The following is a 19,921-nucleotide window of genomic DNA, read 5'->3' as shown; positions in this document are numbered from 1 at the left end:
GCCAGTCACCAAGCATTGATCAGGCCGCGCCGCGCCCTGATGTCTTAGTCGCCAGATGTCCAGGACTTCCTCAGTCAACGCCCGGAGATTTCATGGCCTATACCTTTACCGAACGCAAGCGCATCCGCAAGAGCTTTGGCACCCGCGAGAGCGTGCTTCAGGTGCCTTATCTGCTGCAGATGCAGAAAGATGCCTACACGGCCTTCCTGCAGGCTGACACGCCACCCAAGAAACGCACGCATGAAGGCCTTCAGGCCGCGTTCGAATCGGCCTTCCCCATCGTCTCGCACAACGGCTTCGTCGAGATGAAGTTCGTCGAGTACAACCTGGCCAAGCCCGCGTTCGACGTGCGCGAATGCCAGACGCGCGGCCTGACCTTCTCGTCGGCCGTGCGCGCGCGCGTGCAGCTCATCATCTACGACCGCGAATCCTCCACGCCGCAATCCAAGGTGGTCAAGGAAGTGAAGGAGCAGGAGGTCTACATGGGCGAGGTGCCCCTGATGACCGACAAGGGCTCGTTCATCGTCAACGGCACCGAGCGCGTGATCGTGTCGCAGCTGCACCGCTCGCCCGGCGTGTTCTTCGAGCACGACAAGGGCAAGACCCACAGCTCGGGCAAGCTGCTGTTCTCGGCGCGCATCATTCCCTACCGCGGCTCGTGGCTGGACTTCGAATTCGACCCGAAGGACATCCTGTTCTTCCGCGTCGACCGTCGCCGCAAGATGCCGGTCACCATCCTGCTCAAGGCCATCGGCCTGAACCCCGAGCAGATCCTGGCGAACTTCTTCGTCAACGACAACTTCCGCCTGATGGACAGCGGCGCGCAGATGGAGTTCGTGGCCGATCGCCTGAAGGGCGAGGTGGCGCGTTTCGACATCACCGACAAGTCTGGCAAGGTGGTGGTGGCCAAGGACAAGCGCATCACCGCGCGTCACACGCGCGAGATGGAGCAGTCGGGCACCACCCATATCAGCGTGCCCGAGGACTTCCTCGTCGGCCGCGTGGTGGCCAAGAACGTGGTCGATCCCGACACCGGCGAGATCATCGCCAAGGCCAACGACGAGCTGACCGACGCGCTGCTGAAGAAGCTGCGCGAGGCCGGCGTGCAGGAGCTGCAGGCCATCTACACCAACGAGCTCGACCAGGGCGCCTACATCTCGCAGACGCTGCGCGCCGACGAGACCGCCGACGAGTTCGCCGCCCGCGTGGCCATCTACCGCATGATGCGCCCCGGCGAGCCGCCGACCGAGGACGCCGTGCAGGCCCTCTTCCAGCGCCTGTTCTACAACCCCGACACCTACGACCTGTCGCGCGTCGGCCGCATGAAGTTCAACGCCAAGGTGGGTCGCGATGAATCCACCGGCCCGATGGTGCTGACCAACGAGGACATCCTCGCCGTGGTCAAGATCCTGGTCGAGCTGCGCAACGGCCGTGGCGAGGTGGACGACATCGACCATTTGGGCAACCGCCGCGTGCGCTGTGTGGGCGAACTGGCCGAGAACCAGTACCGCACCGGCCTGGCGCGCATCGAGAAGGCCGTGAAGGAGCGCTTGGGCCAGGCCGAGCAGGACCCGCTGATGCCGCACGACCTGATCAACTCAAGCCGATTTCCGCGGCGCTCAAGGAGTTCTTCGGCGCGTCGCAGCTGTCGCAGTTCATGGACCAGACCAACCCGCTGGCCGAGATTACGCACAAGCGCCGCGTTTCGGCCCTGGGCCCGGGCGGCCTGACGCGCGAGCGTGCCGGCTTCGAGGTGCGCGACGTGCACGTGACGCACTACGGACGCGTCTGCCCGATCGAGACGCCGGAAGGCCCGAACATCGGCCTGATCAACTCGCTGGCGCTGTACGCGCGCCTGAACGAATACGGCTTCATCGAGACGCCGTACCGCCGCGTGGTGGATGGCAAGGTGACCGACCAGATCGACTACCTGTCGGCCATCGAGGAAGGCAAGTACGTCATCGCGCAGGCCAACGCCGTGCTCGACAAGGAAGGCCGCCTGACGGGTGAGCTGGTCTCCGCGCGTGAAGCCGGCGAATCCATCCTGGTCGGTGCCGAGCGCATCCAGTACATGGACGTGTCGCCGGCGCAGATCGTGTCGGTGGCGGCATCGCTGGTGCCCTTCCTGGAGCACGACGACGCCAACCGCGCACTGATGGGCGCCAACATGTCGCGCCAGGCCGTGCCCGTGCTGCGGCCCGAGAAGCCGCTGGTCGGCACCGGCATCGAGCGCGTGGCCGCCATCGACTCGGGCACCGTGGTCACGGCGCGCCGTGGCGGCGTGGTCGACTACGTCGACGCCACCCGCATCGTGATCCGCGTCAACGACGACGAGGCCGTGGCCGGTGAAGTGGGCGTGGACATCTACAACCTCATCAAGTACCAGCGTTCCAACCAGAACACCAACATCCACCAGCGCCCCATCGTCAAGAAGGGCGACAAGCTGGCCAAGGGCGACGTGATCGCCGACGGCGCCTCGACCGACCTGGGTGAGATCGCCATCGGCCAGAACATGCTGATCGCCTTCATGCCCTGGAACGGCTACAACTTCGAGGACTCGATCCTGATCAGCGAACGCGTGGTGGCCGACGACCGCTACACCAGCATCCACATCGAGGAACTGGTGGTGATGGCGCGCGACACCAAGCTGGGCGCCGAGGAGATCACGCGCGACATCCCGAACCTGAGCGAGCAGCAGCTGAACCGCCTGGACGAGTCCGGCATCATCTACGTGGGTGCCGAGGTGATGCCCGGCGACACGCTGGTGGGCAAGGTCACGCCCAAGGGCGAGACCACGCTGACGCCCGAGGAGAAGCTGCTGCGCGCCATCTTCGGCGAAAAGGCCAGCGACGTGAAGGACACCTCGCTGCGCGTCGACCAGGGCTCCCAGGGCACGGTGATCGACGTGCAGGTGTTCACCCGCGAAGGCATCCAGCGCGACAAGCGCGCGCAGCAGATCATCGACGACGAGCTGAAGCGCTACCGCCTGGACCTGAACGACCAGCTGCGCATCGTCGAGGCCGACGCCTTCGACCGCATCGAGAAGCTGCTGGTGGGCAAGGCCGCCAACGGCGGCCCCAACCGCATCGCCAAGGGCACCAAGATCGACAAGGCCTACATGGCCTCGGTCGACAAATACCACTGGTTCGACATCCGCCCGGCCGAGGACGACGTCGCCGCCCAGCTGGAGAGCATCAAGGCCTCCATCGAGCAGCAGCGCCACAGCTTCGATCTGGCCTTCGAGGAAAAGCGCAAGAAGCTCACGCAAGGCGACGAGCTGCCCGCCGGCGTGCTGAAGATGGTCAAGGTGTACCTGGCCGTCAAGCGCCGCTTGCAGCCCGGCGACAAGATGGCCGGCCGCCACGGCAACAAGGGCGTGGTGTCCAAGATCGTTCCGGTCGAGGACATGCCCTACATGGCCGACGGCACGCCCGCCGACATCGTGCTCAACCCGCTGGGCGTGCCCTCGCGCATGAACGTGGGCCAGGTGCTCGAGGTGCACCTGGGCTGGGCCGGCAAGGGCATCGGCCAGCGCATCAACGAGATGCTGCAGGGCGAGCAGCGCGTGGCCAAGGTGCGCAAGTACCTGGAGGAGCTCTACAACAGCACAGGCCGCACCGAAGAGCTGTCGAAGCTGAGCGACGAGCAGCTGCTGGAAATGGCGGGCAACCTGACCGGCGGCATGCCGTTCGCCACGCCGGTGTTCGACGGTGCCGACGAGCAGGAAATCCTCGACATGCTCAGGCTGGCCTACCCTGAAGAGGTGGCCCAGGCCAAGGGCCTCACGGCCACGCGCACGCAGGCCTACCTGTACGACGGCCGCACCGGCGACGCCTTCGAGCGCCCGACGACCATCGGCTACATGCACTTCCTTAAGCTGCACCACCTGGTCGACGACAAGATGCACGCGCGTTCCACCGGCCCGTACTCGCTGGTCACGCAGCAGCCGCTGGGCGGCAAGGCGCAGTTCGGCGGCCAGCGTTTCGGCGAGATGGAAGTGTGGGCGCTGGAGGCCTATGGCGCCTCGTACACGCTGCAGGAGATGCTGACCGTGAAGTCCGACGACGTGCAGGGCCGCACCAAGGTGTACGAGAGCATCGTCAAGGGCGAACACTCGATCGACGCCGGCATGCCCGAGTCGTTCAACGTGCTGGTCAAGGAAATCCGCTCGCTGGGCCTCGACATCGAGCTCGAGCGTTCCTGAGGCGCCACGGCTGCAATGAAAAAGTGAGCTGTTTGCGCCCGTCTGTAAAGGATTTCAGATGGTTTTCTATCTGAAATCCTTGTATATAAAGCGCAAACAGCTATCAAATTTTGAGATGAAAAGGGCAAGAGTCACATGAAATCGCTACTCGACCTGTTCAAGCAATTCACGCCGGATGAGCACTTCGACGCCATCCGCATCGGCCTCGCCTCGCCCGAGAAGATCCGTTCGTGGTCCTTCGGTGAAGTCAAGAAGCCGGAAACCATCAACTACCGCACCTTCAAGCCCGAGCGCGACGGCCTGTTCTGCGCCAAGATCTTCGGCCCGATCAAGGACTACGAGTGCCTGTGCGGCAAGTACAAGCGCCTGAAGCACCGCGGCGTGATCTGCGAGAAGTGCGGCGTCGAAGTCACCCAGACCAAGGTGCGCCGCGAGCGCATGGGCCACATCGACCTGGCCGCGCCCTGCGCCCACATCTGGTTCCTGAAGTCGCTGCCGTCGCGTCTGGGCATGGTGCTCGACATGACGCTGCGCGACATCGAGCGCGTGCTGTACTTCGAGGCCTACGTCGTCACCGACCCCGGCATGACGCCGCTGAAGAAGTTCAGCATCATGAGCGAGGACGACTACGACGCCAAGCGCAAGGAATACGGCGACGAGTTCGTCGCGCGCATGGGCGCCGAGGGCATCAAGGAGCTGCTGGAAGGCATCGACCTCGACATCGAGATCGAGAAGCTGCGCGGCGACCTCACGGGCTCCGAAGTCAAGATCAAGAAGAACGCCAAGCGCCTGAAGGTGCTGGAGGCGTTCAAGAAGTCCGGCATCAAGCCCGAGTGGATGGTGCTGGACGTGCTGCCCGTGCTGCCGCCCGACCTGCGCCCGCTGGTGCCGCTGGACGGCGGCCGCTTCGCCACGAGCGACCTGAACGACCTGTACCGCCGCGTCATCAACCGCAACAGCCGCCTGCGCCGCCTGCTGGAGCTGAAGGCGCCCGAGATCATCGCGCGCAACGAAAAGCGCATGCTGCAGGAAGCCGTGGACAGCCTGCTGGACAACGGCCGCCGCGGCAAGGCCATGACGGGCGCCAACAAGCGCGCGCTGAAGTCGCTGGCCGACATGATCAAGGGCAAGAGCGGCCGCTTCCGCCAGAACCTGCTGGGCAAGCGCGTCGACTACTCGGGCCGTTCGGTCATCACCGTGGGCCCCACGCTCAAGCTGCACCAGTGCGGCCTGCCCAAGCTGATGGCGCTGGAGCTGTTCAAGCCCTTCATCTTCGCCCGCCTCGAGGCCATGGGCATCGCCACCACCATCAAGGCGGCCAAGAAGGAGGTGGAAGCCGGCACGCCGGTGGTGTGGGACATCCTGGAAGAAGTCATCACCGAGCACCCGGTGCTGCTGAACCGTGCGCCCACGCTGCACCGCCTGGGCATCCAGGCGTTCGAGCCGATCCTGATCGAGGGCAAGGCGATCCAGCTGCACCCGCTGGTGTGCGCGGCCTTCAACGCCGACTTCGACGGCGACCAGATGGCCGTGCACGTGCCGCTGTCGGTCGAGGCGCAGATGGAAGCCCGCACGCTGATGCTGGCCTCCAACAACGTGCTGTTCCCGGCCTCGGGCGAGCCCTCCATCGTGCCTTCTCAGGACGTGGTGCTGGGTCTGTACTACACCACGCGCGACCGCATCAACGGCAAGGGCGAGGGCCTGGTGTTCTCCGACGTGGGCGAGGTGCAGCGCGCGCTGGACGCGGGCGTGGCCGAACTCACCGCCAAGATCAGCGTGCGCATGACCGAGTGGTCCAAGGACAAGACCAGCGGCGAACTGGTGCCCTCCACCAGCCTGGTCGAGACGACCGTGGGCCGCGCGCTGCTGAGCGAAATCCTGCCCAAGGGCCTGCCGTTCTCGCTGATGAACAAGGCGCTGAAGAAGAAGGAAATCTCGCGCCTGATCAACGCATCCTTCCGCAAGTGCGGCCTGAAGGAAACCGTGGTGTTTGCCGACAAGCTGCTGCAGAACGGCTTCCGCCTGGCCACGCGCGCCGGCATCTCGATCGCCATCGAGGACATGCTGGTGCCGCAGGAGAAGACGCACATCATCGAGCGCGCCGAGAAGGAAGTGAAGGAGATCGAGCAGCAGTACGTCTCGGGCCTGGTCACCGCCGGCGAGCGCTACAACAAGGTGGTGGACATCTGGGGCAAGGCCGGCGACGAGGTGTCGAAGGTCATGATGGCCCAGCTGGCCAAGCAGAAGACCACCGACCGCCACGGCAAGGAAGTCGAGCAGGAGTCGTTCAACTCCATCTACATGATGGCCGACTCGGGCGCGCGCGGTTCCGCGGCGCAGATTCGCCAGCTGGCCGGCATGCGCGGCCTGATGGCCAAGCCCGACGGCTCGATCATCGAGACGCCCATCACGGCCAACTTCCGTGAAGGCCTGAACGTGCTGCAGTACTTCATCTCGACGCACGGCGCACGCAAGGGCCTGGCCGACACGGCGCTGAAGACCGCCAACTCGGGCTACCTGACGCGCCGCCTGGTCGACGTGACGCAGGACCTGGTGGTGACCGAGGACGATTGCGGCACCAGCGACGGCTCGGTGATGCGCGCCATTGTCGAGGGTGGCGAGATCATCGAATCGCTGCGCGAGCGCATCCTGGGCCGCACCGCGGCCGAGGACCTGGTCAACCCCGAGAACCAGGAAGTGGTGGTGCAGGCCGGCCAGATGCTGGACGAGGACGCCATCGACGAGCTGGAGAACGCTGGCATCGACGAGGTGCGCGTGCGCACCGCGCTGACCTGCGCCACGCGCTTCGGCATCTGCGCCAAGTGCTACGGCCGCGATCTGGGCCGCGGCGGCCTGGTGAACATGGGCGAGGCCGTGGGCGTGATCGCCGCGCAGTCGATCGGCGAACCCGGCACGCAGCTGACCATGCGCACCTTCCACATCGGCGGTGCGGCGTCGCGCGCGGCGGTGGCCAGCAGTGTCGAGGCCAAGTCCAACGGCTCGATCGGCTTCAACCCGACCATGCGCTACGTGACCAACAGCCGCGGCGAGCTGGTGGTGATTTCGCGTTCCGGCGAGATCACCATCCACGACGAACACGGCCGCGAGCGCGAGCGCCACAAGGTGCCCTACGGCGCCACGCTGACGGTGAAGGCCGACCAGGCCATCAAGGCCGGCACCATCCTGGCCAACTGGGACCCGCTGACGCGCCCGATCATTACCGAGTACGCGGGTACCGTGAAGTTCGAGAACGTCGAAGAGGGCCTGACGGTGGCCAAGCAGGTGGACGAGGTCACCGGCCTGTCGACGCTGGTGGTGATCGATCCGAAGCGCCGCGGCTCGGCCAAGATCGTGCGTCCGCAGGTCAAGCTGATCGACCTGGAAGGCAAGGAAGTCAAGATTCCCGGCACCGACCACTCGGTGACCATCGGCTTCCAGGTGGGCGCGCTGATCCAGGTGCGCGACGGCCAGGAAGTCGGCCCCGGCGAGGTGCTGGCGCGCATTCCGGTGGAAGGCCAGAAGACGCGCGATATCACGGGCGGTCTGCCGCGCGTGGCCGAGCTGTTCGAGGCCCGCACGCCCAAGGACAAGGGCACGCTGGCCGAGCAGACCGGCACCGTGTCGTTCGGCAAGGAGACCAAGGGCAAGATCCGCCTGCAGATCACCGACCCGGATGGCAAGGTGTGGGAAGAGCTGATCCCCAAGGAGAAGAACATCCTGGTGCACGAAGGCCAGGTGGTGAACAAGGGCGAGCACATCGTCGACGGCCCGGCCGACCCGCAGGACATCCTGCGCCTGCTGGGCATGGAAGAGCTGGCGCGCTACATCGTCGACGAGGTGCAGGACGTCTACCGCCTGCAAGGCGTGAAGATCAACGACAAGCACATCGAGGTGATCGTGCGCCAGATGCTGCGCCGCGTCGTGGTCGAGAACCCTGGCGAGTCGTCCTACATCGCTGGCGAGCAGGTCGAGCGCTCGGAGATCCTCAACACCAACGAGGCGCTGCAGGCCGAGGGCAAGATTCCCGCCACCTACTCCAACGTGCTGCTGGGCATCACCAAGGCCTCGCTGTCCACCGACAGCTTCATCAGCGCCGCGTCGTTCCAGGAGACGACCCGTGTGCTGACCGAAGCCGCCATCATGGGCAAGCGCGACGAGTTGCGTGGCCTGAAGGAGAACGTCATCGTCGGCCGCCTGATCCCGGCGGGCACCGGCCTGGCCTACCACCAGGCGCGCAAGGTGAAGGACCAGATGGACGAGGCCGAGCGCCGCGCCATCGCCGAAGCCGAAGCCGCCGAACTGGCCGAGGCCACGGAAGCAGGCGAGGCCGGCGAAGTCACCGCCACCGGCGAGGACGCCGCCGCGGATTGATCGGCCCGGCCCTGCCGCAGGAGCGCCCTGCCGTTTGCACCCGCAGGCGGCAGGGCGCTTTATTTTGGTAGCTGCTTGCGCCCTTCATATAACGATTTCATAATGATTTGTATATGAAATCAAGGCATAGCAGGCGCAAGCAGCTATTATTTTGAGGCATCATGTTCAGCTTCTCGCTCTGGTTCTGGGCCCTGCTGGCGCTGCTGTTCTTCTGGGCCATCGGCGCCTACAACCGCCTGGTGCGTCTGCGGTCGGCGGTGGTCAAGGCGTTCGCCGTGCTCGACGAGCAACTGGTGCGGCAGCTGGTCTGGGTGCAGGGCTGCCTGCCCGAGGCCATGCGCGGCGGCGCCGTCACGGCGCCGGGCGAGCTGCAGGACGAGGTCACCGCGGCCTGGGCGCGGCTGCACGCGGCCAGCGAGCAGTTCGCCGTCGCCCTGGCGCAGGCGCGGGCGCAACCCATCGACGTGCCCGGCATGGCCAGTCTGGTGATGGCGCACGAGGCCTTGCGCACCGCCTGGGCCAGCGCGCTGGCCGACGCCGTGCCGCCCGACGCCGTGCCCTCGGCCGAACGGCTGCAGTCGCGCTGGATGCGGCTGCTGCACCAGTCGCTGCCGCTGCGCACGGCCTTCAACGACGCGGCCCAGGCCTACAACCAGGCCATCGCGCAGTTTCCCGCCGCCGTGGTGGCGCGTCTGTTCGGCTTCAGGCCCGCCGGCACCGTCACGCGGCTGGCCGAGGGGCGTTGAGCGTATGAACCCCGGGCCGAATCCGCGCCGCCGCTGTGGCGACAGCTGCAGCTGGTGGCGCAAGCCGTGCAGGGCGTGCGTGAAGGGCGCTCGCTGTCGGCCCAGCTCGAGCAGGTGGAGCCGGCGTTGCGCCCCGGCGTGCAGGCGCTGTCGTTCCATGCCCTGCGCTGGCTGGGCACGGCCGAGGTGCTGCGCCGCGCGCTGGCCCGGCGCGCACCGCCGCCGGCCGTCGATGCGCTGCTGTGCACCGCGCTGGCGCTGGCGCAGCCCGAGCCCGATGCGCTGTACGAGCCGTTCACCCTGGTCAACCAGACGGTCGAAGCCGCGCGCCGGCAGCCGGCACTGCGTGTGCAATCCGCCTTCATCAACGCCTGCCTGCGCCGCTTTCTGCGCGAACGCGCGGCGCTGATGGCCACGGCCCTGCAGGACCCGGTGGCGCGCTGGAACCACCCGCGCTGGTGGGTCGAGCGCCTGAAGCGCGATCACCCGGGCCACTGGCAGGCGATTCTGGCGGCGGCGCAGCAGCCGGCGCCGATGGACTTGCGCGTGAATCTGCAGCGCACCAGCGTCGAGGCGTTCAGCGCCGATCTGGCGCGCCACGGCCTGCAGGCCGATGTGCTGGGCGGCGCTGCGGTGCGCCTGCACAAGCCGCTGCCGGTGCAGGCCATTCCGGGTTTCGCCGAAGGCCACGCCTCGGTGCAATCCGCCGCGGCACAGCGCGCGGCGCCCTTGCTGCTGGACGGCTGGCAGGGCGCTGCGCCTGCCGTGCTGGACGCCTGCGCCGCCCCCGGCGGCAAGACCGCGCACCTGCTCGAACTCTGCGCCGATGCACGGGTCACGGCGCTGGAGATCGACGCCGTGCGCAGCGCCCGCATCCGCGACAACCTGCAGCGCCTGGGCCTGCAGGCCGATGTGCGCGTGGCCGATGCGGCCGACTTGCCCGGCTGGTGGCGTGGCGAGCGCTACGACGCCATCCTGCTCGACGCGCCCTGCAGCGCCTCGGGCATCGTCAGTCGCCACCCCGATGTGCGCTGGCTGCGCCGCGAGTCCGACATCGCCCAGCTGGCGGCGCAGCAGGACCGCCTGCTGCAGGCGCTGTGGCCGCTGCTGCAGCCCGGCGGGCGTCTGCTGTACTGCACCTGCTCGGTGTTCGTGCAGGAGGGGCGTGACCGGGTCGAGGCGTTCCTTGCGCACCACAGCGATGCCCGATTGCTGCCCTCCCCAGGCCATTTATTGCCTGGGGCGCCCGAAGGGGCGGGCGCGCTTGGCGACAATGGGGCCCGTGACGATGGCTTTTATTACGCGCTGCTGCACAAGCGCCCTGCCTAGCCGCCGGCTGCTGGTTTGGCTGCTGACCTGCTGCCTGGGCCTGGTCGGCGTGGCGCGTGCCGAGAACGCCGAGCTGGCGGCCCTGCGGGTCGAACGGGCCGACGATGGCCTGTTCCTGACCGCGCGTGTCGATTTCCGGCTGTCCCCGTGGTCGAGGACGCCTTGCACAAGGGCATCGCGGTGCATTTCGTGGCCGAGGCCGAGGTGATGCGCGAGCGCTGGTACTGGTACGACCAGAAGGCGGCGTCCGCACACCGCTACATGCGCGTGACCTACCAGCCGCTGACGCGGCGCTGGCGCCTGAACACCTCGTCCGAACCGCTGGTCAACGCCGGCCTGGGCGTCAGCCTGGCCCAGAACTACGACTCGCTGGAGGAGGTCATCGCCGCCGTGCAGCGCATCGGCCGCTGGAAGATCGCCGAGCCGGGTGAACTGGGCGGCAGTGGCCGCCACATGCTGCGCTTCCGCTTCCGGCTCGATGGCAGCCAGTTGCCGCGCACGCTGCAACTGGGCTCGGTCGGGCAGCCGGACTGGGTGGTGTCGGTCGAGCGGCGCATCGACCTGACGCAGGAGCTGGGCCGGTGACCGAGGCGCCGCTGGTCGTGCCGGGTATCGAGGATTCGCGCCGCAAGCGGCTGGGGCGCTGGGCGCTGGCGGTGGCCATCGCGCTGCTGGTGGGCATCGGCCTGCTGCTGATCTTCCTGCTGGCCCAGGCCACCAACAACCGCCTGCTGTACGAGCGCTACTACACGCGCCTGTTCGCCATCAACGTGGCAGTGGCCGGCGTGCTGCTGCTGGTCATCGGCTGGGGCATCTACCGCCTGGTGATGCGCTTGCGCCGCGGCAAGTTCGGAAGCCGGCTGCTGATCAAGCTGGCGGCCATCTTCGGCCTGGTGGGCGTGCTGCCGGGGCTGCTGATCTACGTCGTGTCCTACCAGTTCGTGTCGCGCTCCATCGAGTCGTGGTTCGACATCAAGGTGGAGGGAGCGCTCGAATCCGGCCTGACGCTGGCGCGCACCTCGCTGGACACCCAGGCGCGGGATTTCGGCAACCAGTTGCGCGCCGCATCCGCCGCCGTGGCAGAAACGCCTGAAGCCCTGGCCGCCTTGCCGCTGGAGAACCTGCGCACGCAGCTGGGCGCCAGCGACGTGACGCTGTGGAGCGGGGCCGGGCGCCTGATCGCCAGCGCCGGGCAGTCGCGGTTTCAGCTGACCCCGGAGCGCCCCAGCGCGCAGATGCTGCGCAACCTGCGCGCGCAGGGCATGGCCACGCAGATCGAAGGCCTGGACGATGTCACGACCGGCGAGGCCGCCCCTGCGGCACGCATTCGCGCCCTGGTGCTGGTCAGCGGACGTTCGATAGGGCTGGTGGGCGAGCAGCGCCTGCTGCAGGCCGTGCAGCCGCTGCCCACGGCGCTGGTCACCCATGCGCTGGCAGTGCAGGAGGCCAACCGCGAATACCAGGAGCGGGCGCTGGGCCGCGAAGGCCTGCGCCGCATGTACATCGGCACGCTCACGCTCAGCCTGTTCCTGTCGGTGTTCGGGGCGGTGCTGCTGGCGGTGGTGCTGGGCAAGCAACTGGCCACGCCGCTGCTGATGCTGGCGGACGGCGTGCGGCAGGTGGCGGCCGGCGACCTGACGCCCAAGGTCATCCTGCGAGGTCGCGACGAACTGGTCGGCCTGACGCGTTCGTTCGCCGACATGACGCAACAGCTGGCGGATGCCCGCGCCGCCGTCGACGCCAGCATGCGTGAGGTCGATGCCGCGCGCGCGCACCTGCAGACCATCCTCGACAACCTGACGGCGGGCGTCATCGTGCTCGACCGCCAGGGCTTCATCCAGTCGGCCAACCCCGGTGCCACGCGGGTGCTGCGTGCCCCCTGGCGGCCAGCACCGGCCGCCCGCTGGGCAGCCTGCCTGGCCTCGAGGACTTCGGCGCTGACGTCGATGCCCAGTTTGCCGACTTCGAAGGCCAACGACTGGAGCACGGGCTGGAGAACTGGCAGAAGTCGTTCGAGCTGTACGGCCATGCCGGTGGTGGTGTGGCCGCCGACGCCGTCACCCTGATCGCCCGCGGCGCGGCGCTGCCGGGCGGGCTGCGTCTGTTGGTGTTCGACGACATCTCCGAGATCGTCTCGGCCCAGCGCGCGCAGGCCTGGGGCGAGGTGGCGCGCCGCCTGGCGCACGAGATCAAGAACCCGCTCACGCCCATCCAGCTGTCTGCCGAGCGGCTGGAGCGCAAGCTGGCCGACAAGCTGGCCGAACCTGAACATGCCCTGCTCACCAAGGCCGTGCGCACCATCGTCGATCAGGTCGACGCGATGAAGCGCCTGGTCAACGAATTCCGCGACTACGCCCGGCTGCCCAGTGCCGAACTCAAGCCGGTGGACCTGAATGCCCTGGTCGGCCAGGTGCTGCAGCTTTACGGCGGTGCGGCCGATTCAGGCCAGGAATGGCGGGTGCCCCTGCGCTTCGAGTGCGATGAGTCCTGCCCGCCGATCCTGGGCGATGCGCAGCAATTGCGGCAGGTGATTCACAACCTGGTGCAGAACGCGATCGATGCATCCGGTGAACCATCGGACGGCGAGGCCGAGGAGAGCGATGCCCAGGTCGTGGTACGTACACAATGGCTCGAGGCCACGCAGCGCGTTCGCCTGAGCGTGATCGACAGTGGCCACGGTTTTTCAGATGCTATCCTCAAGCGCGCCTTCGAACCCTACGTGACCACCAAGGCCAAGGGCACGGGCCTGGGCCTGGCAGTGGTCAAGAAGATCGCCGAGGAACACGGCGCGCGCCTCGATGTATCCAATCGCATCAGCGATGGCCGAATCCTCGGGGCGCAAGTATCGTTATCATTCGAGCCGGCTTCGCGCGAGGCCGATGCTTCCGCCTAGAACGACACAGAGAACAAACACTGCATATGGCCAACATCCTGGTGGTTGACGACGAACTCGGCATCCGGGATCTTCTTTCGGAGATCCTCAATGACGAGGGGCACACCGTCGAACTGGCAGAGAACGCTGCGCAGGCGCGCACGGCGCGCCAGGCCAATCGTCCCGATCTGGTCCTGCTCGACATCTGGATGCCCGACACCGATGGCGTGACCCTGCTGAAGGAATGGCGTGGCACGGGCCTGCTGACCATGCCGGTGATCATGATGAGTGGCCACGCCACCATCGACACGGCGGTCGAGGCCACGCGTATCGGCGCACAGTCGTTCCTTGAAAAGCCGATCACGCTGCAGAAACTGCTCAAGGCCGTCGACCAGGCCCTGTCACGCGACCTGCCCGCGCGCAAGACCACAGACGCCGCAGTCGAAATCAGCGTGGCCGCGATACCCGCCGCCGAACTCACGGTGGAGGCTGCCATGATGGGCGGCCAGACATTGCCCGCGGTTGTCGACCTCAGCCCGCATGGCCAGCAGACGTTCGATCTGGACAAGCCCCTGCGTGATGCGCGCGATGCGTTTGAAAAGGCGTACTTCGAATTCCACCTGGCGAAGGAAGGTGGATCGATGACCCGGGTGGCTGAAAAACCGGGTTGGAGCGCACCCACCTGTACCGCAAGCTCAAGCAACTCGGTGTCGATCTGTCTCGCGGGCGCCGCGGCTCGACAGCGACGGCGTGAGATGCGGCGCAAACAGTGCTAGAATAAAAGGCTTCCGGCCCGGTAGCTCAGTTGGTAGAGCAGCGGATTGAAAATCCGCGTGTCGGTGGTTCGATTCCGCCCCAGGCCACCACTATTCAGCGCCCAACCGTTCTCGGTTGGGCGTTTCCATTTCCGGGGTCCGCAGACGACGCGGGGTTCCGGGCCATTCTGCGTGTGCCGCCAGTCGTCGGACAAGGGGCCATGACGCGATCGGTTCGCCTCTGTTCCGCCCTATCTTCTCTCGAAACCTGCGCCAACTTCTTCGTCGTGGCACACGCACGCGGCCTTGTGTGCCCGCAACTTGCGCGCGTGCCATTGCCATCGGTTGTCCAGCGAACTTGGAGCAGGAATCCATCACGCCAACGCGCCCGCCGCGCAGGGCATCGAGTACAACCCTGCGCGTTGCTGCGTGACCACGAGGGCAACGTAGGCGGCGTGCTGCGCCGCAGGTTCCGGCTTGCCCTTGTCCTTCGACTTGATCTTGAACAGATCGCTTGGTTTCGCGCTGTCCAAGCCTGCGCGCCGCATGATCCGTTCCGCCGTCGTGGCCTCGCCCTTGAACGACCACAGCGCCTCGAACACCTTGGCCTGACCGTCAGTGAACCGGATCGGTGTGCCGTTGCCGTCCGGCAGTGTCGCCCACTTGAAGTCCGCCGAGAACGGCCCGTTCACCGGCATGGCCGGATCGGCGACCATCGGTTGCGCGGACGGTGACGGTGTGCCGACGAGCGCGATCCCGCCGCCGTAGAACGTGAAGCGTTCCTCCAGCGCCAGCCATTCCACACCCGCGCCGAAAGGCGATCCGCGCGTCGTGCGTGGCCTCGGCGCAATCACCCGGATGTCGCCGCCCGCCACTCGCACTCGATCCAACAGCGCGGGTTCTTGCTGCACCCGCGCCAGATCGCGGGCGAGCAGCACGGGCGAGCGTCGAGCATCGCCGAGCCGCCACACGCCGTCGCCCAGATCATCGATGCCGTCCCGGCTTTCGATGTCGAGCGCGAGGCGCAGCTTCTGGCGTAACCATTCCTCGTCCAAGGCCACGGCCGCACCATCGTTCGCTTCGACGGCGACTGGCCCGCACTCCGGGCAACGGCACATACGTCCCCGCGACCATCGCCCCAGACCTGCGCCCGATGCTGCTGACAATGAGGACAGAGGATGAACGACTGATCGACGACCGTCGGCTTGACGGCCTTGCCGAGGACCGACAGCGCAGCCAGCTCGCGGGACGGCAGCGTGGTTCGCAGCACGGGCGTGCCGCCCGCGAACAGGCGGCAGACCAAGGCCCAGGCATCGTGCGCCGGCATCGATCAGTCCTCGAACGCCGACGAGGAACTGATCGCGTCCGCTTCCGGCGGAAGCTCCTGCGCGCTCAGGGTCTGGCCCTTCTGCAAGATGCCCACCGAGACCAGATACCCTTCCAGCTGCGCCTGCATCTTGGCGTCGAACTTGTGCAGGTTCAGACGCCCCTTGCTAGTCACTTCGATGGTGACCACCTTGGCACGCGTGCGGCCCGGCTCGGGTGGATAGTAGAGATTGACCTGCGCCGCCGTCACCGCCCATTGGCCTTCCAGCGGGCCGGGCAGTTTCTCCTTCAGCAGCTCATGCACGGAGCGTTGCTGGCTGGACTGCATCGCGGTGCATTCGATCTTCAGCGCGGCGTCCGGGCTGAGGAGCGTGAGCGCCTTCAGTTGCACCATCGAGAAGCCGTCCTCGAACGCCTCCGGCACGTCGAAGCCGGTGCGTAGCATCGACAAATTCAGCGTCGGCGACTTGAGCCGGTGTGCGCTCGCCTTGACGCCCAGCACATGCTCGGCGAAGGCCTCGACCAGCATCTGCTGGTATTTCTGGCCGCCGCGCACCAGCGTGCGCACCACGCCGGTGGACTTGGCGTACTCCAGCACCATGTGGATATTGGGGTTGCCGACGCGGCGCTTGAGGGTCGAACCCTCGAACTCCAGCCGCAGCATGGCCATGTCCTTGACGTGGACGGTCAGCAGGAACACGCCGGGGCTACGCTCGACCAAGTGCGCCACGCTGCTGTCGCCGCACTGCATCTCGCGCTTGTAGAACGCCGATATGGCGTGGCGCAGTGCGGTCAGGTTCGTGTCCGAACCGTTCGGCTGGCGCTTCAGGCCCAGATCGTATTGCTGGGTCTGCGGCCCGTGGTGCTCCCAGAAGCTGAAGTCGTAGGCGCGCTCGAACAGCGAAGGATGGTTGACGTAAAGCCAGAACGAACGGTGGACGTCGCTGCGGCACAGGGTCAGGCCCGCCAGTGCGGCACCGTCCGCCACTCCGGCCTCGAACATCGCCTGCTTGCCCGCCGCGTCGCCCAGTTGGACGGCGGCCATGAGGTTGGCGATCATCTGGTCGCGGGCGGCGGTGTCGGGCCACACCTTGACCGCCTCGACCAAGAACTGGCTGGTCTCCGGCGTGTCGTCCCACGCGAACCCGTCCGGCACCGGCAGGCCATGCGAGGTCAGGAAGTCGCGCAGCGTGGCGTCCACCGGCAGCTCGAGCATCACGTCGACAAAGGTCTTCTTCATCTTGTTCGTCCTTTCTGGATCGGCGTCGGAGGTCTGCGACCGATGTACGGGCTGCACGGGCCAGCGACAGGGTTACTGAACACGTATCTCGCGTAAGTAAAGTAACGAGATACAAGCGCGATTCTGAACCGCAGATTTCCGCTTGTCAATCAATGGGGCACATCTAGACCTTTTATGTATCTCGCGGCTATACTGACAGCCTTGAATTCATTCACTGGCTGTTTAGCCACTACAGGAGCATCGCCATGGCTTCGGCGTTTGGAGCGCGCCTGCGGCGCTTGCGCGAGGCGAAGAAGTTGACCCTGCAACAGGTCGCCGACGCGGTCGGCTGCACCAAGGCCTACATCTGGGAACTGGAAATGAAGGAGGGGCAGCGCCCCACCGCCGAGCGGATTCAGAAGATCGCTCAGGTGCTCGGCGTGACGATGGAGGATGTGATGGGTACGCCCATGCAGCAGGCACCCGAAGCCAGTCCCGAGGACGTAGCTTTCTTCCGTGAGTACGCCGGGATGACGGACGAGGAAAAGGATCGCTACCGCCAGGCACTCAAGATCATGTTCCCCGACAAGGGCCACGGCGGGGACTAAGGATTGAGCGCAGCGCAGACCCTCACTGGCTCCATTGCCGCCAATACCGTCCAGAAGTGGTTGCGGGCGTGGTACAGCACGGGCATGCCCGACGCCATGGATTTGGAGATCGTCCGGCAGATGCTGCCGAGCACGCCCTACGGCACGGGCGTTCGGGAGATCAAAGCGCCGATGGTGCTCGACATCGACAGCTGCGAAGGCATGCTGGTGCGCAACCCGAAGGACACCGCCGAGTGGGGCATCTTCTACAACGGCAAGGCCAGCTCTGAACGCCGACGCTTCACCATCGCCCATGAGCTGGGCCACTTCATCCTCCATCGCGGCCAGCAGCAAAGCTTCAACTGCGACAAGGAAAGCGTCTACTCCGGCGTCGACACCATCCGCGCCATCGAGCGTGAAGCTGACGACTTCGCCAGCAACCTGCTGATGCCCGGCGATCTGCTGCGCGACTGGATTTCGAACCAGCGCATCGACCTGCACGTCCTCAGCGCCATCGCCAAGCGGTTTCAGGTTTCGTTCGAGGCGCTGTGTATTCGCTTCATCAAGTTCACTACGCAGCGCGCGATCCTCGTCTATTGGGACAACGGCTACGTGAAGTACGAATGGCGCAGCAGCAGCGCCGTCAAGACGCGGGCGCGCATCCGGCGCAACGCCGATCCACAGGAACCGCTGCCGGGTACGCTGGCAGCCGACGCCAGCGTCGAGCAGGAATGGGATGGCACGGAGATGTCCGCCGCGATCTGGTGTCCGGAGGAGGCGCAGCACATGAAGCTGCGCGAGTTCAAGCACAGCTACGGCGCGCGTGATCGCATCCTCACGCTCCTCCTGCTTGAGAGCGCCGAGCCGCGATCATGGGATCGGTCGTGGCAGGACGGCGACAACCTCGACGCACTCAATTGGCAACAGTCCGCCACCTAGCAATCGTTCTGGAGGGATTCCCATGCTCTTGTTTGCTACCGAGTTTTCCGTTAGCGCGGACCGAACCACGGCGGACTTCCTCAATGCGATGGTGACGTGGATATCCGGATCTCCGCACACCAGCTTGTCCGCTGAAAGGCTCCGGGAACTGCTGCAGAAGGATGAAGCTTTCCTCCAGGACGGCAACGAGAGAGTTCAGTCGCTCGTCAGCAGCTCGGCCGACGTCGATCTCGCGGGCATTCGTTACAGCAGACACGATGACGATCTGGAATGGCTGACCACCGTCGTGTTTTCAAGAACGGCGTCCGACGCCTGGGTAGGCGTCCGAGTCGAATGCGAATCTCAACACGCCGCGGCTCGTCTACCGCCGGCAAAGAAGCCAGTCGTGGTGAGGACTGTGCTGGAATCCCTCGGTGGAGCAGCAGATGGTCCTCTACCGATTCGCGATAGGGCACACGTCCTCGCCAATGCTGACATCGACCTCGCCGCTAAGCTGATTCGCGGCGATGCCGGCTGCCGACTGCCCATCGTCTACGTCAGTGCACAGTTTCAAGGCGGACACATCCTTGACGTCAATCGTCTGGCAGCGGACCTGTCTGGGATGGCGCATGTTGTCGTCGAGCCCAACAGACCGTTTTCGGTTCGTCTGCAACTCGAAGTGGATTCCGAGAATGTCTACGGCGGCACTATCGGCATCTACTGGCCTGAAGGTGGCGGACGTCGAGCCTTCTTCTTGGGGGAGAGTACCCGACCCCTGGCCATCTGGCGGGCGCCATCAAAGATGAGATCCGAGCTGCATTACTGAATCGGCGTCCGATCACCCGATGTACTTGGGCGTACGTTCGTGAAACTGCGTCTCGACAAGCCATACAGTCGCTCAAGGCCTCCGGGTCCAAGGCGATCGACGATTACGTCAAGACGTTCGACCAAGAGATCGAAGCCAAGAACCAGCGCCTCGAAGATGCCGAAAGGGAGATTCAACGGCTGCACAACGAACTCAGGAAGTACGAGGCTCGGGCAGGATCTGCAAGTGGTGGTCTTCTTAGGCTTGGCCGGGAGCGAGATGTCTATGCGAACGAAGTTCTCGGCATACTCCTCGAGGTGATCGAAGATGCTGTCACCCGGGTTCCTCAGGACAGTCGTCGCCAACATGTGCTGACGTCGATCCTCGAAACGAACAAACTGGACGACAACCCCTCGAAGGTCGTCGAGAGCAGCTGAAGAAACTGCTCCGGGGAATGAGCACCATCGACGGAAAAATGCGACGCGAGCTGGAGGACATGGGATTCTCCATCTCCGAAGACGGCAAGCACTTCAAGCTCGTCTTCCAGGGCGACGACCGATACACCTACACGTTGCCCAAGAGTGGTAGTGATTGGCGAGGTGGGCTGAATGCAGCCAGCGACATAGCCAGGCTGTTATTCTGACGATTCCAGACATCAGCTGCGTCCAACTCCCGTTCCACAGGTGTGGCTTCAATCAGCGCATCATTCGCGCGAGACCGCGCAAGTCCGCCAAAACACGTTACGCGAAGTGCCCTCGGTTTCTAGCATGAGCAGCGTTTTCCATCGGA

9 protein-coding genes, 1 tRNA gene and 5 pseudogenes are annotated in these 19,921 nt (G+C 65.7%); 13 read left to right on the top strand and 2 right to left on the bottom strand.

Annotated features, from left to right (window positions below; genetic code table 11):
* Window positions 1-92: 92 nt before the first annotated feature.
* The 9 genes and pseudogenes from rpoB (at window position 93) to H0I39_RS07625 (ending at window position 14,388) form a co-directional block, all read left to right on the top strand.
* Window positions 93-4,204: pseudogene (rpoB, locus tag H0I39_RS07660) on the top strand (DNA-directed RNA polymerase subunit beta).
* Window positions 4,205-4,339: 135 nt separating this feature from the next.
* Window positions 4,340-8,575, top strand: a complete 4,236-nt coding sequence (rpoC, locus tag H0I39_RS07655; protein WP_180550105.1) for a DNA-directed RNA polymerase subunit beta' — start codon at window positions 4,340-4,342, stop codon at window positions 8,573-8,575.
* Window positions 8,576-8,736: 161 nt separating this feature from the next.
* A complete protein-coding gene (locus H0I39_RS07650; RefSeq protein ID WP_180550104.1) occupies window positions 8,737-9,321 on the top strand; it encodes a LemA family protein in 585 nt (194 codons plus the stop codon).
* Window positions 9,322-9,354: 33 nt separating this feature from the next.
* A complete protein-coding gene (gene rsmB, locus H0I39_RS07645; RefSeq protein ID WP_180551731.1) occupies window positions 9,355-10,650 on the top strand; it encodes a 16S rRNA (cytosine(967)-C(5))-methyltransferase RsmB in 1,296 nt (431 codons plus the stop codon).
* A gap of 147 nt (window positions 10,651-10,797) precedes the next feature.
* On the top strand, window positions 10,798-11,235 hold the full coding sequence (locus tag H0I39_RS07640) for a DUF4390 domain-containing protein (protein WP_308645800.1): 438 nt from the start codon (window positions 10,798-10,800) through the stop codon (window positions 11,233-11,235).
* Window positions 11,232-13,543, top strand: a pseudogene (locus H0I39_RS07635) (sensor histidine kinase). The gene H0I39_RS07640 and the pseudogene H0I39_RS07635 overlap by 4 nt, the downstream one beginning before the upstream one ends.
* Window positions 13,544-13,569: 26 nt before the next feature.
* Window positions 13,570-13,909: pseudogene (locus H0I39_RS24025) on the top strand (response regulator); the annotation flags it as partial.
* A 158-nt stretch (window positions 13,910-14,067) separates the two neighbouring features.
* A pseudogene (locus tag H0I39_RS24020) lies at window positions 14,068-14,276 on the top strand (helix-turn-helix domain-containing protein); the annotation flags it as partial.
* Window positions 14,277-14,312: 36 nt separating this feature from the next.
* Window positions 14,313-14,388, top strand: a tRNA-Phe gene (locus H0I39_RS07625).
* A 263-nt stretch (window positions 14,389-14,651) separates the two neighbouring features.
* On the opposite strand, the pseudogene H0I39_RS07620 reads toward H0I39_RS07625, so the two are convergent.
* Window positions 14,652-15,604: pseudogene (locus H0I39_RS07620) on the bottom strand (hypothetical protein).
* A 3-nt stretch (window positions 15,605-15,607) separates the two neighbouring features.
* Window positions 15,608-16,843: a hypothetical protein gene (locus H0I39_RS07615; protein ID WP_180550102.1), complete on the bottom strand. Its 1,236-nt coding sequence runs from the start codon at window positions 16,841-16,843 to the stop codon at window positions 15,608-15,610.
* Between the two features lie 245 nt (window positions 16,844-17,088).
* On the opposite strand from H0I39_RS07615, the gene H0I39_RS07610 reads away from it, so the two are divergent.
* The 4 genes from H0I39_RS07610 (at window position 17,089) to H0I39_RS07595 (ending at window position 19,775) form a co-directional block, all read left to right on the top strand.
* Window positions 17,089-17,430, top strand: a complete 342-nt coding sequence (locus H0I39_RS07610; protein ID WP_180550100.1) for a helix-turn-helix domain-containing protein — start codon at window positions 17,089-17,091, stop codon at window positions 17,428-17,430.
* A 96-nt stretch (window positions 17,431-17,526) separates the two neighbouring features.
* Window positions 17,527-18,348 (top strand): ImmA/IrrE family metallo-endopeptidase, encoded by an 822-nt coding sequence (locus H0I39_RS07605; RefSeq protein WP_257645687.1) that lies wholly within the window; start codon window positions 17,527-17,529, stop codon window positions 18,346-18,348.
* Between the two features lie 22 nt (window positions 18,349-18,370).
* On the top strand, window positions 18,371-19,153 hold the full coding sequence (locus H0I39_RS07600; protein ID WP_180550099.1) for a hypothetical protein: 783 nt from the start codon (window positions 18,371-18,373) through the stop codon (window positions 19,151-19,153).
* A gap of 433 nt (window positions 19,154-19,586) precedes the next feature.
* The gene (locus H0I39_RS07595) at window positions 19,587-19,775 is read left to right on the top strand and encodes a hypothetical protein (protein WP_180550097.1); all 189 of its coding nucleotides are present in this window, start codon (window positions 19,587-19,589) and stop codon (window positions 19,773-19,775) included.
* The last annotated feature ends 146 nt before the right edge of the window (window positions 19,776-19,921 follow it).

The organism is Ottowia beijingensis (genome assembly GCF_013423955.1).
GTDB lineage: Bacteria > Pseudomonadota > Gammaproteobacteria > Burkholderiales > Burkholderiaceae_C > Ottowia > Ottowia beijingensis.
Note: the sequence above shows the minus strand (reverse complement) of the source record. Positions and strands in the feature narration are given on the sequence as shown.